Annotated in this window: 9 protein-coding genes; 1 reads left to right on the top strand and 8 read right to left on the bottom strand. The window is 70.2% G+C overall.

Going from position 1 to position 15,801, the window contains the following annotated elements; all coding sequences use genetic code 11:
- Positions 1-77: 77 nt before the first annotated feature.
- The 4 genes from AB0F44_RS14400 to AB0F44_RS14385 all read right to left on the bottom strand — a co-directional run bounded on the left by AB0F44_RS14400 (position 78) and on the right by AB0F44_RS14385 (position 4,999).
- On the bottom strand, positions 78-2,351 hold the full coding sequence (locus AB0F44_RS14400; RefSeq protein ID WP_357356444.1) for a transglycosylase domain-containing protein: 2,274 nt from the start codon (positions 2,349-2,351) through the stop codon (positions 78-80).
- A 184-nt stretch (positions 2,352-2,535) separates the two neighbouring features.
- Positions 2,536-2,961 (bottom strand): ribonuclease domain-containing protein, encoded by a 426-nt coding sequence (locus AB0F44_RS14395; RefSeq protein ID WP_160028510.1) that lies wholly within the window; start codon positions 2,959-2,961, stop codon positions 2,536-2,538.
- Positions 2,962-3,071: 110 nt separating this feature from the next.
- A complete protein-coding gene (locus tag AB0F44_RS14390; RefSeq protein ID WP_357356441.1) occupies positions 3,072-3,725 on the bottom strand; it encodes a response regulator transcription factor in 654 nt (217 codons plus the stop codon).
- The gene (locus AB0F44_RS14385) at positions 3,722-4,999 is read right to left on the bottom strand and encodes a histidine kinase (RefSeq protein ID WP_357356439.1); all 1,278 of its coding nucleotides are present in this window, start codon (positions 4,997-4,999) and stop codon (positions 3,722-3,724) included. The genes AB0F44_RS14390 and AB0F44_RS14385 overlap by 4 nt, the downstream gene beginning before the upstream one ends.
- 118 nt (positions 5,000-5,117) lie before the next feature.
- Between AB0F44_RS14385 and AB0F44_RS14380 the strand changes: the two genes are divergently transcribed.
- Complete coding sequence (locus tag AB0F44_RS14380; protein WP_357356437.1) at positions 5,118-5,870, top strand: GAP family protein; 753 nt, start codon at positions 5,118-5,120, stop codon at positions 5,868-5,870.
- A gap of 3 nt (positions 5,871-5,873) precedes the next feature.
- Here the strand turns inward: AB0F44_RS14380 and AB0F44_RS14375 are convergent, their stop codons facing one another.
- From AB0F44_RS14375 to AB0F44_RS14360, 4 genes are read right to left on the bottom strand one after another with little or no spacing between them, the layout of a single operon-like run.
- A complete protein-coding gene (locus AB0F44_RS14375; protein ID WP_357356435.1) occupies positions 5,874-6,716 on the bottom strand; it encodes a hypothetical protein in 843 nt (280 codons plus the stop codon).
- Positions 6,717-6,735: 19 nt separating this feature from the next.
- Positions 6,736-9,609, bottom strand: coding sequence for a glycosyl hydrolase (locus AB0F44_RS14370; protein WP_357356433.1), 2,874 nt, complete (start codon positions 9,607-9,609; stop codon positions 6,736-6,738).
- Positions 9,610-9,666: 57 nt separating this feature from the next.
- Positions 9,667-12,432: a family 78 glycoside hydrolase catalytic domain gene (locus tag AB0F44_RS14365; RefSeq protein ID WP_357356432.1), complete on the bottom strand. Its 2,766-nt coding sequence runs from the start codon at positions 12,430-12,432 to the stop codon at positions 9,667-9,669.
- 59 nt (positions 12,433-12,491) lie between these two features.
- Complete coding sequence (locus tag AB0F44_RS14360) at positions 12,492-15,656, bottom strand: family 78 glycoside hydrolase catalytic domain (protein WP_357356430.1); 3,165 nt, start codon at positions 15,654-15,656, stop codon at positions 12,492-12,494.
- Positions 15,657-15,801 lie beyond the last annotated feature (145 nt).

Raw genomic sequence — 15,801 nt, 5'->3', positions numbered from 1 at the left:
ACCGTGTCGGGCAAGGTCGTGGGAACTGAGGCCCCCCACCAAGCGTTGACACGTCATCTGTTCGGACCGGATCCGCCTCAGACCGGCCCGGGCTCGGTCTCGGGGTCGTCGGGGTCGGGGTCCGGAGGGCCGGGCGTATTGGTCGGCGTCGGAGTCGGCGTCGGCGTCGGAGTCGGGGTGGGTGTCGGCGTGGGCGTCGGCGTTGGCTCCTGGGACGGCGACGGCGTGTTCGACGGCTCCGGCTCCTCGGTCGGCTCGGGGTCGGGGCTCGGCGGGACGTACGGCGCGTGGCCGGACTCGGGAGCATCGCCGTCGAGCCAGGCCGGCGGCGGGAACTCCTCGTAGTCGAGCTCGTTGGTCAGCTGGCCCATGATCTGAACCCAGGTGTCGGCCGGGTAGTCGGCGCCGAAGAAGGTGTCGAGCCAGCCGTCGAGGGCGCCACTTCCCTTGCCACGGCTGTAGGAGACGGCGGTGGAGAGCTGCGGGGTGTAGCCGACGAACCAGGCCGAGGAGACCTCGTCCTTGTCGTTGGTCGCCGTGCCGGTCTTGCCGGCGGCAGGCTGGGCCACCGCGCTGGCGGCCTGGCCGGTGCCGCTGGAGACGACCTGCTGCAAGGCGTAGGAGGTGTCGTCGGCGATCTCCTCGTCCATCGCCCGCTTGCTGCTCGCGGTGTCATCGTGCTCGTAGATGACGGTGCCGTCTGCGTTGACCACCTTGGAGACGACGAAGACGTCGTTGTGCACGCCGCGGTTGGCGATCGTGGCGTAGGAGTTGGCCATGTTGATCGGGCTGACGGTCGAGTTGCCCAGCGTGAGCAGGAAGTTGTCGGGCTGCATGTCGCCGCCCGACTTCCCCGGGATCCCGGGATAGGCGGGGTCGATGCGGTCGCCGCGCGGGATGCCGGAGCGTACGGCCATGTCGTAGACGTCCTTGCTGCCGTTGGGCAGCGAGTCGGACATCTCGACGAAAGCGGTGTTGATCGAGTCCTCCATCGCCTGGAGGCTACTGACGTTGGAGCCGTAGCTGTGGCCGAACGGGTCAGCGGCGCTCTGGCCCGAGTTGCGTACGTTCACGCCACCGGGGAACTCCATCGGCGAGTTGCCGTTCCAAGTGTCCTTGAGCGAGTAGCCCGCCTTCAGCGCGGCGGCGAGGGTGAACGGCTTCATCGTCGACCCGGCCATGGTGGCGCTGCTGGCGGCCCAGTTGATCTGCGACTCGAGGTAGTCCTGACCGCCGTAGAAGCCGCGCAGCGCACCGGTCTTCACGTCGACCGTCGCCGCGCCCACGTGGAGCTCGTCCTTCTCGTTGCCCTCGTCGTAGGCCTTCTTGTCCTCCGGACGTACGTCGTCGACCGCCTCCTCGACGGTCTTCATCGTCTTCTTGGTCAGCGTGGTGGTGACCCGGAGCCCACCGCCGTTGATCTCGTCCTCGGTGACCAGCGGGTTGCCCTGCTCGTCCTTGAGCTTGAGGAGCTCGTCGCGGACCAGCTTGAGCGCGTGACCCTTCTGGCCGCCGTAGCGGCTGTCGGAACGCGGCTTCTTGAACTTCGGCAGCGACTCCTTGGCCTTCTCGCCCTCGGCGGCGTCGACCATGTCCATCTTGACCATGGAGTTGATGACGTAGCGGTAGCGGCCCTCGAGCTCGGTGACCGACTCCTCGCCGTTGCTCGGGTCGAGGTCGTTGGGGTCGTTGAGGATCGCGGCGAGTGCGGCCGCCTCCTGGAGGGTGAGCTTCGCGGCAGGCTTGTCGAAATAGGCGTTCGACGCGGCCTCGACGCCGTAGGCGCCGCGGCCGAAGTAGATCGTGTTGAGGTAGCCGGCGAGGATGTCCTCCTTGGACTTCTGTCGGCTGATCTTCAGCGAGATGACCGCTTCCTTCACCTTGCGGGAGTAGGTGCGCTCCTGGGTGAGGTAGAGGTTCTTGACGTACTGCTGGGTGATCGTCGAGGCGCCGGACTGGGTGCCGCCGGTGTTGTTGTTGACCACCGCGCGCACGATGCCCTTGATGTCGATGCCGCTGTTGGTCCAGAAGGTGCGGTCCTCCGCGGCGACCGCGGCGTCCTTCATCAGCTGCGGGATCTCGTCATAGGGCAGCGAGTCGCGGTCCTGGGAGTCGGCGATGTAACGCCCGAGCTCCTCCTTGCCGCCGCGGTAGTAGACGAAGGAGGTCTCCTTCTCGTACGCCGCGTTGGCGTTGGGGATCGGGATGGCGTTGTAGGCCACGATCACACCCACGGTGCCGATCAGCGCGCCCACCAGAATCACGATGAAGAAGGCCTTCAGGACCTTCCTTCCACGCTTCTTCTTCGGCTTCGGCGTGGGTGTGTAAGGCGGATTGCCCTGCCAGCTCAAGATGTCCCCTCCCGCGGTCACAACGTCCCTAGAGTACGGCGGGCTCCCAGGCCCATCGCGATCGTCGACTCCGTGTCCAAGACGTTTCAGCGGGGTCTCAGGTTGCTTCGGAGATGGCGACGGGCCTCTGGCCTGGGCCGGCGATGCCGTGTCTGCCCAGGTCAGAGGCCCGTTGCGAGAACGCTCAGACCAGGAAGTAGAAGGTGCTGTAGTGGTCGGGAGTGAAGTAGACGTCACCCGTTGTGGTGTCGACCACGAGTCGGTAGGACTGACGCTGGGCACCGCATTCGCGCGGGGTCACGTCGAACTCGAGGTAGGAGTGGCCCGAGGGCAGCTCGCCCTCGTAGTTGTTGTAGGTGCCACCGGAGAAGTTGCAGGTGCCGGTCGGCGGCCAGTCGTGCCAGCCACGGTTGGACGGGTAGCCCAGCGAGGCCCAGACCTCGTTGGAGTCGAGGGCCTCGGCGCAGCCCTTGTGGGTGCAGCTCTCGATCCAGTCGGCCTGGGCGGCGGGGGCGAGCGCGACGCTGCCGCCGAGCAGGCTGGTGGTGGCGACGAGACCTGCGAGGAGCAGCTTGATCATCGTGAGCACGGAGCGGTTCTTCCCGGACATGAATCCTCCAGTGTGTGCGTTACGGACGGTTGGTAATTCTGCTACCTGACTCGTCCGGATGGGGGCTCCGAAGGTCACGAACCGGTGAACTCTGGGGGGTGAGCGCGTCTTCAGACGATGCCCGCCTCGCGGGCGACGATCGCCGCCTGGACCCGGGATGCGACCCCGAGCTTCGCCAGGACGCGGGAGACATGGGTCTTCGTGGTCGCCTCGGAGATCACCAGCCGCTCGGCGATGTCGGCGTTGGACAGACCCTGTCCCAGGGCCGCGAGCACGTCCCTCTCCCGGGGCGTGAGATCTGCGGGAAGGAGTGCGTCAGGCGCGGCCGCCGGGGCCGATCGGTCCGGCGCGCCGGCGAGCTCGGCGAGCACCCGGCGGGTCACCTCCGGGGCGACCACGCCGTCGCCAGCTGCGACGTGCCGGACCGCGTCGACCAGGTCGTTCGCCTCCGCCGACTTGAGCAGGAACCCGGCCGCGCCGGCGCGGAGGGCACCGAAGACGTACTCGTCCAGGTCGAAGGTGGTGAGCACGAGTACGTCGGCGAGTCCCTCCTCCACGACCTGGCGGGTCGCGGTCACGCCGTCGGTGCCAGGCATGCGTACGTCCATCAGTACGACGTCGGGGCGCAGGGCCCTCGCGTTGGCGACCGCGGTCGCACCGTCGGCGGCCTCCCCCACCACCTCGATGTCGCCGGCAGTGGCCAGCAGCATGCGCAGGCCGGCGCGGATGGCGGCGTGGTCGTCGGCGAGCAGGACGCGGATCATGCGCTCGCTCCTGGGAGCGGCAGGATCGACCGGACCCGCCAGCCGGGGCCGTCGGGGCCGGCCTCGAACGTGCCACCGAGCGCTTCGGCGCGTTCGCGCATCGACACCAGTCCGGTGCCGGTCCCGGCCTCGGGCTCCTTGGCGGCGCCGGCATCGGTCACCTCGATCTCGAGGGCGTCTCCGGGGACCAGGCGCAGGTGGGTCTGGCCGCCGCCGTGCTTGAGCACGTTGGTCAGGGATTCGCGCACGATCCGGTAGACGGCATGGTCGACCGCGACCGGCAGCGAGAGGTCGGCGCCGTCGAGAAGCCCGCCGGGGTCGTCGATCCGCAGCGGCAGACCGGCCAGGCGCACCTGCTCCAGGACGGGGCCGAGGTTGGTGGCGCGGGAGGCGGCGGTGAGGTCCTCGGCGTCGCCGGGATCGCCGTCGGAGCGCAGGACGCGGATCATCGCGCGCATGTCGTCCAGCGAGGCCAGGCTCTCCGCCCGCACCGACCGCAGCGCCGCCCGGTCCCGCTCCGGATCGTGCTCACCGGCCAGCGCCGCACCCGAGGTCAGCGCGATGGCCGACAGGTGGGAGGCGACGACGTCGTGCAGGTCGCGCGCCACCGCGGAGCGCTCGGCGCGTACCGCGTCGTGCCGTTCCGCGTCGGCCAGGCGCAGCAGCGCGGAGCTGCGTTCCCGCTCGAGCCGGGCCCGGTCATCGGCGGCGTCGGCGAGCTCGCTGCCCTGACGTACGTTGCTGCCCCACCACATCGGGGTGACGACGATCGCGAAGAGGGTGAGCGCGAGCACGAGTGGGGTGCGTGGGTCGGAGGTGGCCGCGGCGGAGGCGACGACCGCGGCCGCGATGGCCACCCCGACGGCCCCAGCGGCGATGCGTCGCGCCAGCGGCGACCCGTGCAGCTGGCCGGCGAAGAGCGCGTCCCAGAGCACCACCACCATCGCGATGCTGCCCCCGATCATCAGGTCTGCCCCGAAGCAGAGGGCGACGACGGTCTGCACGGCGAGCGGCCGGCGCCGCTTGAGCACGAGCGCCCCGGCGGCGAGGGTGAGCGGGACGAGATGCCACCAGGTCGGCACGGTGTCCAGGTCGATGCCGAACGGGTGCAGGCCGCGTACGCCGCCGACCTGGCCGAGCGCGTGCAGCGCGAGACCGGCGGCGAGGACGACCACGGCGTCGAGCCAGGCCAGCCGACGGTCCGCGGCGCGCAGGCTCGTGCCACCGCCGAGAAGCGCCGCGGGCAGCTGCTGCAGCAGGGTCAGGCGGTCCACGACCCCATCTCAGCACGTACGCCGCCTTCCCGGGGTCATCCGAAGGATGTATCCCCGCGCGGAAGGATCACCGGTTCGGCCGACGCGCGCGAGGCCGGGCGCACGCGAGCCTCGGCGCATGGACATCGACCTCGGCCCACTCACCGGCGACCTCGGCGGCGCGGCGACGTACCTTGCGCTGGCGGTGCTGGCGCTGATCGACTCGACCAGCTTCGGCACCCTGCTGATCCCGGTGTGGCTGCTGATGGCACCCGGCCGGGTGCGGCCCGGACGGATCCTGGTCTACCTGGGCGCGATCGCCGGGTTCTATGCGCTGCTCGGCATCGCGATCCTGCTGGGTGGCTCGGCTGTGGCCGACGCGCTCACCGGGCTGCGCGACTCGCGTCCGTTCCTGTGGGGACAGCTGCTCGTCGGCGTCGGCCTGTTCGCGTGGAGCTTCAAGCTGGACCCGCCCAGGTCGATGAAGGGCCGAACCGATGCCGCGGAGCCGCCGCGGCGTCTGCTCCGCTGGCGCGAGCGGGCGGTCGCCTCCGAGTCCGGCTCGGCCTCGGCGCTCGCCGCGCTGGCGGTGCTCGCCGGGCTGGTCGAGGCCGCCTCGATGCTCCCCTACCTCGCCGCGATCGGGGTGATCGGGACCCAGGGGCCGGACTGGCCGGTGTCGGGGCTGTGGGTGCTCGGCTACTGCGCCGTGATGATCGCTCCGGCGCTCCTGCTCACCGCCGCGCGCGTCTTCGCCGCGCCCCTGGTGGAGCGACCACTGGCCCTCCTCGACGGGTGGCTCGTCAAGCACGCCGCCAGCGCGACTGCGTGGGCCGTGGGGATCGTCGGGTTCCTGCTCGCGAGGGCGGCGCTCGGGCCGCTCTTCGGCTGAGCCTCACTCCCAGCCGCAGTAGCCGGGCAGGAAGTCGTAGAGGGCGGTCTTCTGCGCCTTGCTGAGCGGGAGGAAGTAGTTCGCGCCGTCCGGGACATCGGGGCCGGCGACGTGGACGCGGAAGAGGCTGCCGACCTTGTCGTCGGCCAGGGCGTGCGGGTCGCACCGGGCGGGCAGGACCCTCAGCTCCAGTGTGGTCGGCTCGCCCGTCATCGGCTGCGGGGTTGCTCGCGGCCAGGTGGGTGTCTCGGCCGCGAGCTGGAAGAGCACCGTGCCCTCCCAGCCGTCGAAGGTGACGTCCGGCAGCGCCTCGGTCGGGGCGAACGTGACCGGGAGGACGAACACGCTCTGCTTGCCCTCGCCCTCGACCCGCGGCTCGCCGACGGTGATGTCGGCGGCCTCGGTCAGGGTGCGCTCGGCGCAGTCGCGGTCGAGGAGGCGATCGACGTTGGCGTACCTGTCCTCGGCCCTGCCGATGCTGGTGCGCCACTCCCCCTCGTCGCCGGTCTCGCGCCAGGTGAGGGTCAGGTCGGCGTCGCCGCCCTCGCCGCACTTCCCGCGGGGCATGTCGAAGTCGAAGTCCATCTCTGGGTCGACCGGTTCCGAGCCCGTCCATCGGGCCCGGAACCGGTCGCTGCTCACCTCGACGCGTGAGACCTCGATCGAGGCGCCGGTGTCGTTGACGAGGCGTACGAACGCCTCACCGGTGTTGCGCTGCAGCCGGGTCTGGTCGAGGTAGGCGGTCAGCCCGTCGGGCCAGGCCGCCTCGCGCGGCTCGGTCGTGCCGCAGGCGGCCAGGGTCGACCCGACCAGGAGACCCGCGGCGAGCATGGCGATTCGGCGCACTGCGGCAGGCTAGCGGGAATCACGGCGCGGCGTAGGGCTTCAGCATCACGGGCCCCAGCAGGCCGTTGACCGTCCGCGCCCGATCCCCGAACTCGTCGGGGCGAGTGATCCGCAGCCGGTTCAGGAGAGGGCTCGCGACCTCGACCTCGATCGTGTTCGCACCCGGGGTAAGGCGAGAGCCCAGGTCGATGACATGGTTCAGCTGGTCCGGGGTCGACAGCAGCTTGCCGTTCAGCCTCACGCGGTAGGCGCCCGCCACGTCGCCGAGATCGAGCACCGTGCCCACTGCGGCGACCTGCTTCGACACCCTCACAGTGGTGCGATAGGTGCCGACGCCGACCGCATCCTCGATCCCCTCGATGTCGCTCCACGGAGCGAGCTCGACGTCGTCGATGGTCCGGGTGACGTGGCGGGTGATGTACGACGGGTCGTCGGCCCCGCCCGGAAGGTACTCGTCGAGGCTGAGGGACCAGTCAGTCAGCGCGACCTTGCCCGGGTTGCTCGTCGCGGCACCAACTGCCGGCTGGGCGCCGAGGGCGAAGGACTGGCCTGCGAGCGCCACGAGCGCCGAGTCGCCGGCCGCGAGGTCGAGGTCGATCTCGATCCGGCCGCCGGCCCGCTTGTAGTCGCTGATCGCGGTGACCTTGCCCGACCACGGATCGAGCAGGTAGGGCACCGTGCCACCCGGGGCCAGGAGGGACGCCTTCGTCGACGACTCGTCGGTTCCGCGGTTGAAGAGAGCCGTGAAGGTCGCCGCACCGGACACGCGGCGTACGGCCTCGACATCGGCCGCAAGTCCGTCGGCCGACGGCACTACCCGCTGCTCCAGGAGCGTCGCTGCGGCGGCTCCATCGGTGGCCTCGAACCCAGTGGGAAGTGCGGCGATCCGGTCGAACACCGCGACGATCGCAGAGTCCTCCGCGGCAGCGTCCGTTGCGCTCGCGGCATATCCGGCGACGCGCTGCGGCCCTCCGTCCAGGACGACGACCGGCAGACCGGCGGCGGCGACCCGCTCGATCTCCTTGGCCGTCGCCAAGTCGATCGGATCGCTCCCGACGACGAGGGCGCCGTACGATGCCCGGTCCGGGGCGAGCCGCCCGGCAACGACCGGCAGGCCTGCCAGGCTGTCCGCCGTCAGGTACGAGTAGGTCAGATCAGTATCGCCCAGGAAGGCAACGCCCCCGTCGAGAACCGCGACGTCGTAGCGCGCTGTGCCGGCCTGCAGCACCTGCTGGATGCGGGCGTAGTAGTCGCCCATCGTTGGCTCGATCGTCCAAGCAGGCTGGCGCGGACCGAAGGCCTCTCCGATCCGCGCGCTGAAGGCGTGAAAGCCCGGCCATGCCGCGGCGGTGTCGACCTGGGAACCGTCTGCGGCCGGCGGGAGGTCGCGGTAGGGCAGGCCGTGGAAGACCATCTGGTTGGCGCCGAAGGAGTACTCCTTGTTGGCCAGCGCGGCGATCTCGGCCGGGGTGTGGCCATAGAGGTTGCCGAAGCCGCCCGGCAGCATCTCGCTGCTGAGCAGGGCCTTGCCGGCAGCGGTGACACCGCCGGCAAGGGCACGGAATTGGTCTTCGGTGCAGCCGAGCGACTCGCACTCGCTGACGTCCAGCTCCTGCGCGGCACCGCCGAGGTCGATCGCCTCACCGTAGGGCTGAGCACGGAAGCCCAGGCCCATCTTGTTCGCCCACGCCCGGATCGGGCGCACGTGCTCGGTGACGTAGAGGTCGTCGAGCGTCGCCTCGACGTCATGCGAGACCCGGGTGGCGACCTCGTCCTGCCCGGCGGCCCAGGCGTAGCGGGCCTCCGGCTCGGCGAACGGTCCCGTGGCGTCCAGCTTCGCCAGCACCGGCAGGTAGGGCTCGATCCGATAGCCGTTGGTCTCCTCGAAGGCGTCGAGGAAGGCCGGTGTCCAGGCCTGGGCGTGCTTCAGCTCGAGGGAGTCCTCGAAGAGCGAGCCGCCGTTCTTGCGCAGCAGGCGCCGGGTCGGGCCGTCCAGCAGGCCACCGAAGAACGTCAGGATGGCCTCTGTGCCGGCCGCGCCGAAGTGGTCCACCACCCGCGACTCGGGCTCGGACCACGGCGAGAGCGAGCTGCCGAAGGGGGCGTCGTTGCGTTGGGCCGTACCGCGGCGCCAGTACGACGTCACGACCCATGTCCCGTCCGCCGGCGCGGTCCAATCGAGGTTCCCGTCGGTGACGTCCGCACTCAGGTCGACCACGGTCTCGAGATCGAGGACCGGCGTCGCGCCGTCGCACGCATCCACGCACCGGGTCGCGGTCGCAGCGACGTACGACGCCGGTGAGGTCCGGGAGGTCGTGACCACCTTGCCGTCCTCCATGGTGCGGTCCTCGTAGGTCAGAGGTGTGGGCTGCGGCAGCGCTTGGTCGAACCGGGCCCCCGCCGCGACGACAGCATTGCCCGTGGTGAGCTCCTGGCTCGCAGCTTCACTGAACACGTCGAGACCGGGAACCGCCGCGGGCCAGCGACCACCGAGGGTCAGGTCGACCTGAACTCCGAGGCGGTTGGCCTCGGCCAGCACCGCCCGGACAGCCCCACGCCAGCCCGCGTCGCCGTACTCGTGCTTGTCGGTGTCGACGACGTAGCTCACGCCGTCCATCACAAAGGCGATCTCGACGCCCTTGTAACCGGCGGCGGCGACCTGGCGCAGCTGCTGGACCGCGACATCGGCGTCGACCGCCGACGTCCACCACCAGCGGAACATCGCGCCATGACTGGTGTCCGCAGCCGTGAACTGCTGCACGAACGCGCTGTCCGGACGCTCCGGCAGCGCATCGGCAGGCGCACCGAGCGGGGCGAGGACGGTGGCGACAGTGGCCACGACGGAGAGGCTGGCCGCGATCAGCAACGGCCCGCGGCGGGTGGGTTGGGGCATGGTGACCTCCTCAGGAGGGAACAGCAGGGTGGGCGTCGGGGAACAGGGAGATGGCTCTCAGGCTCCCTTCTCGAAGGTCCACTGACCGGAGCCGATCCGGTACGAGGTGATGCCGTTCTCGGTCCCGAGGCGCTCCGGGGCGGTCCCTGGGCCGGTGGCCAGGTAGGAGCCTTCGGGGAGGCGTACGACCGCGGTGACGTTGACCGGGTTCGTGGCGCGGAGGGTGAGGTCGTCGGCGGTGCGGGTCCAGGCGGAGGCGACGCGGCCGCGTTGGGTGACCACGGAGCCCTTGGCGTGGGTCAGGCCGGTGGCCGGGACGCTGAGCTCGACCTCGGCGGCGCCGGGGGCGGTGGTGCGGATGCCGAGCACCGATTCGGTGACGTCGACGATGCCGCGTGAGCCCCAGCCGTGGGACGCGCTGTTGGCCGAGCCGCTCAGCTCCCAGGCCTCGGGAGTGAAGGTGCCGCCGTCGGCGAGCCAGCCGGCCCAGCCGTAGTCGTCCTCGTTGGTCAGCAGGTTCAGGACACTCTCGCCGGCACCAGCCTCGGCGACGGCCTCGAGCAGCACGTGCGCGGTCATCGGGCCCTGCTTCATCCCCTGGGAGGCGATCTGCTCACCGAGCGCGGGAACGTCCTGCGCCGGTGCGACGCCGAAGGCGATGGCGTACGAGGTCGCGTGCTGGCCGGCGTGGGCGGACTGGGTGCCGTCGGCGAGCAGGCCGTCGACGTAGGTCCCGTCGGACTTGCGCAGCGTCTGGTTCATCCGCGTCGCGAGGGCGTCGGCGTCCGAGCGGAGGGCGGCGACCTCGGCGGCGGGGCGGTCCAACTTCTCGCCGATCAGCGCGACCTTGCGGAGTACGTCGACGCCGAGCGCATTGACCGTGGTCCTGGCGGCGGTGGTCATGTCGTAGCCGAAGCGGCCGTGGGCGGGCCAGTCGACGATGCCGTACAGGTACTGGCCAGAGCCGCCGGACAGGTTGGTGACCAGACCCTGGGTCGGGCCGCTGGTGGCGATGTGGCGGCGGATGTAGCCGGCGGTGGCGGTGAGGTTGTCGTAGGCGTTCTCCAGGACAGCCTTGTCGCCGGTCTCGAGGTAGTAGCGCCAGATCCAGTCGGGGACGACCTCGGTGAAGTCGGGGATGTCGCGCTTGCCGTCGCCGTTGGGGTAGACCGCGTTGTAGCGGCCGGCGTCGTTGCCGGTGGTCCAGTAGCGCTCCTGGCTGAGCAGGAACTCCCTGATCGCCTGGCGGGAGGCGACCCGCTCGCGCTGGGAGGACATCAGGCCGATCGAGATGTTGGCGGTGTCGTGCAGGAACTGGCCCTGCTCGCGCGTCGGGGTGTCGACGAAGGTCTCCTGGACCGAGTAGCGCAGCGAGCGGTCCATCAGGTCCCACACGTCGTCGAGGGTCGCGTCGGAGCTCTCGAAGGTGGCGGCGCCGTCCTCGTCGTACGCGGCGTGGACGACGGTCGCGGTCACGTCCTCGGTGGTGATCTCCTCCCCCGCGCCCGGGATCTCGAGGTAGCGGAAGCCCAGGTGGCCGACCGCCAGGTAGTCCTGCGTGCCCGCGGCCTGGGTGTAGGGGAAGGACATGTTGGTGCTCTGCGTCGACAGGCCTGTGGTCGAAACCCGGCCGGTGTCGGCGAGCTCGTAGCCGGCCCGGATCGGGACCTGTCTCCCAGCCACACCGTCCTCGAAGTGCACCCCGGGCCTTGCCGGGATGATCCTGCCGAAGTCGGCAACCGGAGTGCCGTCGGCGGCTTGGAGGATGCGCTCGGGGTGGACGACGGTCTCCTCGAGCCGGGTCTGCTGGCCCTCCAGGTGGGTGAACGGCGCCACCGGGTGCGCGCCGACGACCACGGCGCCGGACCACTGGGAGTCGTCGTAGCCGGGCGCGGTCCAGTCGCCGATCTGTTGGGCGGCCTGGCCGTCGAGGTGCTCGATCCACAGGCCCTCGCCGTTGCGGGTGCCGACCATGACGTACGGGCCGCGGCGGACCTTCCAGGAGCCGTCGGTGACGATCGTGGTCGTCTCACCGTCGGCGTAGGTGAGCTCGAGCTTCAGGAGTACGCCGGGGATGCCCGCGGCGCGGCCCTGGCCGCCGCTGAACCAGTGGAGCTTGACGCCGAGGGCGAGGGTCTCGCCGGGCGTGACCAGGTCGGTGACGTCCGCGGCCTGGTAGTAGCCCTCGCTGGGGTAGCCGAAGTTGCTCATCCGGTCGGCCTGCTCGCCTCCGAGATAGAGCTCGGCGGTGTGGCTGGCGGCCAGGTAGCTGCGGGCACTGACGATCTTGCCGTCCGGGACCTCGACCTCGGTGCGGGCCAGGGTCCACTCGTCGCGCTCCTGGGCGGGGTTGGTCGCTGTGCCCGGTGGTCGCCTGATCCAGCTCGCACCGGCCCAGTCGCCGTCGCCGAGCCCGGTCTCGAACGCGGCCCTGGCCGACCACCGCGACGGCAGCTTGCCGCGGTCCCAGGTCATCACCCGCCAGGTGTAGCGGCTGCCGGGCTCGAGCTTCTCGCCGGCGTAGTCGACGTAGGACTGCTGCCCGGAGGTGACCTTGCGGGAGTCCCAGACGATCTCACCGGCGGCGTCGCGTACCTCGATCTTGTAGGCGCTCTGCACCTCGTTGGCGTCGCTGTCCTGGGGCAGCCAGCCGAACCGTGGGGTCAGGTCGGTGTTGAGCGGTCGGGTGAGGTCGTCGACGTTCAGACCGGCGGGTGCGCCGGGCGCGGTGTTGGCGGACGCGGCACCGGTCGGTGTCACGGCCGCCGCGAGGCTGGTGACGACGAGGGCGCTGGTGACGATCGCGGCCAGGCGGAGCTTCATGGGGTCCTCCGAGCGAGTTGATACGTTCCTGTGGCCGGGTCCGGCCACAGCCTTCAGGTTCAGCAGACTGCGCGAAGCCGATCGGCCTCCGGGCTCTCCCCGGAGCTCGTGCTGATCACATGGCAACCGGAGGGCACGTCCTGGATCACCAGGTAGGAGCCTTCACGCGTCGCGGGCACCGGGTGCCCGTCGAGGAACGCCTGCTCGCCGGACGGCGACGGTACGAAGACCTCGGCCCGAGAGTTGCCCGGAACGCTCACGCCGACGTCGATGCCGCGGTCGGTCGTGGCGTACGCCGCACCGATGCGTCCGCGGAGGGTGGGCAGGGTGACGTGTGCCCACGGGACCCCGGCAGGTTGTGGCCGGACGCGGAACTCCTCGTAGCCAGGCACCAGGGGTTCGATGCCGAACATGCCTTGGGGCACGTTGTACGCCGGTGACGCCGCCCAAGGGTGCGACCACGTCATGTTCGGTTTCAGCGAGGTGTCCCAGGCCTCGGCGGTGGCGCCGGCTCCCTTCGCGATCATGTTGAGCCAGCTGCGGAGCCCCGTGCTCGTCAGCAGCTGGTGCGCGACATCTCCCCGGTCACCGTCGTAGAGAGCCTCGAGGACGAAAGCGGCGCAGTAGACGCTGCAGGCCATGCCACGGGTTCCGATGTAGTCCGCGGCCTGCTGCGCGACCTCACCTCGGGCGAGTCCGAACGCCGTGGCGAAGACGCTGGCCTGGATCGCCCAGTGCTGGATCGGGGTGCCGTCGGCGTTGAGACCGTCTCGGTAGGCACCCTTGGCCGAGTCCCACAAACTGTCGTTGGCCGCGTTCCGGAGCCGGTCGGCGATGGCGGTGTACGTCGCCGCGTCGTCGTCGTGGCCCAGCGCTGTCGCGATCTCCGCCATGTCGCGGAACGACCGGTGGCCGATCGCGTTGATGACCGTGTTGTAGGGGCGGAAGACGTAGCCGTCGCGCTCCGACCCCGGCCAGTCGACGATGTCGCAGTCGGTGCAGGAGTTGCCGCCGTTGGATCCGGTGTTCTTGCGGATGAGTCCCGTGGACGGCTCGACCCACTTGAGCGGCAGCTTCTGCTGCAAGGCGGTGTAGTTGCGGGCCAGAGCCTCGGTGTCGCCGGTCTGCTGCCAGGAGTCGTGGAAGGCCAGGATCGTGTACATCGGCCACTCGGTCGGCCACGTCCTGCGGGTGAGCAGGTACTCCAGGGAGTAGTTGCCCAGAGTCGGGTCGCTGGACACGAAGTAGTTGGCCATCATCTGCAGGTAGCTGTCGGCCTCGTAGGCGCCGCGCTCGCGGCTCCAGGAGTCGACGTAGAGGTGGTGGTTGGTCGCCTCGATCGTGTTGCGCGACAGCGCCCACACGCGATCGAGGTCGTCGTCTGCCGAGTCGAAGACCGCCTCGTCGGTGTCGAAGGGGTAGATCTGCGCCAGGGCGGGGAAGTCGTCGGCACCCAGGCCGGTGGGAGCACCGATGACCTCGGCGTAGCGGAAGACCCGCATCCCCCAGGTCTCCAGGTGCTGCTCACCGTCGCGCAGCGTCCACTTGTCCTGGTACGTGTTGCCGGTACGCATGGCGTACCGCACCGTCTGAGGCGCGGACAGCTCTTCGCCGAATCGCAGGTCGAGCACCTGCCCCGCGGTGCCCTCGACATCCAGGGAGAGACCGCCGATCCAGGTTCGGCCGTAGTCGATGAAGTAGTGGCCGGGCGCCTTCTCCACCACGCTGACCGGCGTCCTCAGCTGCTGCTCCACCTTCGCCGTGGGGGCTGCCCGGAGGTCGCCGAAAGCCGGGCGCACCGCGGCGTCGCTCCAGCCGGAGTCGTCGAAACCCGGCTCGGCGAAGCCCTCGGGCCAGTGGGCCGACTGCAGGTTCTCCTTCGGTGCCGAGAAGAACGAGGTCCCGATGCTGCCGGCGGAGGGGAAGACGAGGCCACCGGACCGACTCCGCCACTGGGGACCACTCACGATCGCGTCACGGGTGCCATCGGCGTACTCCACGACGAGCCGCCCGAGGAAGCGCCGGTCGCTGCTCGTCCAGCCCAGCACGCCGATCGCGTTCTCGGCTCCCGGTCGCAGCGCGGCGGTCACGTCGAAGCCGTCGTATCGGGCCTCACCACGGATCGGCTGCGTCGGGCCGAGGCCGGCGAACTTCCCGTTGAGCCACGCCTTGTAGACGTACTGCCGGCCCGGTGCGGTCGAGGATGCGGTCGCGTAGAAGGTGGCGGCCGCGATCGGCTTGTCGGGCAGCGTGAACTCGTGCCGGAGGAAGGCCCAGTCCTGCGACTCGACACCGTAGACGCAGTTGGCGTTCGTGCCGACCTCGAGCCAGCCGCCGACCGCGGCGCCGCAGGCGAAGTCGCTGCTGGCGGAGAAGTCGTTGGCGTAGAGGACCTCCCCGGAGGTGGAGGTGACGGTCAGGTCGTCCCACGCGTTGCGCTCGGACCCGCCCGTGCGGAAGCCGACCGAGCCGGCAGCGAAGTCGGTGAGGGTGCGGGTGTCGATGAGGGTGTCGTCAAGCCACGTGCGGATGGTGGCGCCCTCTGCCTGGATGCGCAGCCGGTAGGACGTGTCGCGGACGAGGGGCTCGGGCAGCGGCACCGAGTCGAGCTGGGTGAAGGTCCCGCCCACCCGCTTGTGGGGAGCGAAGGTGTTCACCCCGTCGCCGCGGAACTGCCACATGTAGTAGTTGCTGGCGTCGGAGGCGCGGAAGGCGATGGTGGCGTTCTGGGACGTGATCCGGAAGGTGGTGTCGATGGTGACGTCACCCCAGGTGACCGTGCGGGACGGGGCGAGCCAGATGGGCTGGGCCTGGCCCCACTCCTGGCCGGGACCGGTGGTGAAAGTGGAGGCGGTCGACCAGTCCGAGCTCTTTCCGCGCCTATCCCACGTGCGTACCCGCCATTGGTAGGTCTGTTCGGGCTCGAGCGCCGGGCCGGCGTAGGGCACGTTGGTGCTCGCCGAGGACGTGACTCGACCGGAGTCCCAGACCCCGGCGGCGCCGATGCCTTCGCTGATCCGGGCGACCTGCACGCGGTAGGCGCTCTGCTCGGCGAAGGGAACGTGCCAGGCCAACAGCGGCGAGCTGAGGTCCTCCACGTCCCGCGGCGAGGGCAGCTGCGAGACGGTGAGGTCGGTGGCTGCCGCGCCGTCGACAGCAACAGCCGGGACTGGTACCGCGACGACGAGCGCACTGATCACGATCGCGGCCAGGCGGAGCTTCATGGGGGTCCTCCGGATCGTGATTGATACGTTTCAGAGCACTCCGAAGACTATGACCACCGTCACACGATCGGGAAGGGGCATGGCCGGATCCGGTCAATCCGGCGAGACGTCGGTTTCTGACGCCGAGGCGTCAATTATTGAGCGC

The sequence above is a fragment of the Nocardioides sp. NPDC023903 genome, from assembly GCF_040639295.1.
GTDB lineage: Bacteria > Actinomycetota > Actinomycetes > Propionibacteriales > Nocardioidaceae > Nocardioides.
This window is presented reverse-complemented; position numbering and strand designations above follow the sequence as displayed.